Origin of the sequence: Neglectibacter sp. X4 (assembly GCF_009917365.1) — a bacterium.
Taxonomy (GTDB): Bacteria; Bacillota; Clostridia; order Oscillospirales; family Acutalibacteraceae; genus Acutalibacter.
Map to the genome: position 1 here is coordinate 1 of NZ_QWLE01000208.1, position 791 is coordinate 791.

The 791-nt window shown below is 52.6% G+C and carries 3 protein-coding genes; all 3 read left to right on the plus strand.

Translation table 11 applies throughout. The features are described from left to right. The coding region (locus D1841_RS17710; RefSeq protein ID WP_160644978.1) for a hypothetical protein at positions 1–233 on the plus strand (233 nt) is incomplete at its 5' end. Between the two features lie 12 nt (positions 234–245). Then, positions 246–461 carry a hypothetical protein gene (locus tag D1841_RS17715; RefSeq protein ID WP_166554341.1) on the plus strand — a complete coding sequence of 72 codons (216 nt, stop codon included), beginning with the start codon at positions 246–248 and terminating at the stop codon, positions 459–461. A gap of 4 nt (positions 462–465) precedes the next feature. Next, positions 466–791: hypothetical protein (locus D1841_RS17720; protein ID WP_160644980.1), on the plus strand; the 326-nt coding region annotated here is incomplete at its 3' end.

A 791-nucleotide genomic window follows, 5' to 3' on the forward strand; every position in this document is an offset into this window, starting at 1 on the left:
CCGCCCAGCGCAAGGCAGAGCGGTTTTATATGGGGTTCGTAAGCTATGACCCGGACACCGGGAAATGGACGGCCCAGGGCCAGCTATGCGGCGGCAAGATTAACGGTGTGCGGCAGATTTTTACAGAGCGTGACACCATGGAAGCCGCCGTGGATGCGCTTCAGGCTTTGGCGGACGAATACCCCAACACGGTTGAAGATGCCGTGATTTTCATTGACGATTTCACAGAATAAGGCGGTGAGAGTATGCCCCGGCGAAAGACCCTGAAGCTATCCACCCCGGCTGACATTCGCCGGAGTATAGGCCGGATCGGAAACATGATCCTGAATGGTGAGATTGACCCCAAACGGGGAAATGCGCTTTTATACGCTTGCAATTCTGCGTTGAACGTCATTAAAACAAGTGAACTTCAAGCCAAGCTGGATGAACTGGAGGCCCTGTTGATAGAAAGTGAGCGGTGATCTTATGGCTGACCTGTCCCTGGCTGAAATTCTGCTGGATTCCCTGGTTCCGGCGCAACGTCTGATAAGGCGTTTACAGGCCGTTCTAAAGGCCCCGCTTCCTTACGTGGGTATTCGCCTATCCCCGGAAGCAAAAGCCGCAAGAGCGGCCTTCCAGAGTGTTGTACAGCACGATCTTGATGAACTGACTGCCCAGCGGGGAAAATGCGTGGCATTAGTCAAGATGATCCCGGATCAGACGGCCCGGACAGTTATAGAATTGCGCTATGGTTTGGTTGGTTCTGGATATGAGAAAATGCCGCATTTCAAGATAGGGGAGAAATTGAATTA

Bases quoted from the DNA above. Each gene is read 5' to 3' on its own strand.
- D1841_RS17715 (WP_166554341.1), top strand. From the start codon at position 246: ATGCCCCGGCGAAAGACCCTGAAGCTATCCACCCCGGCTGACATTCGC.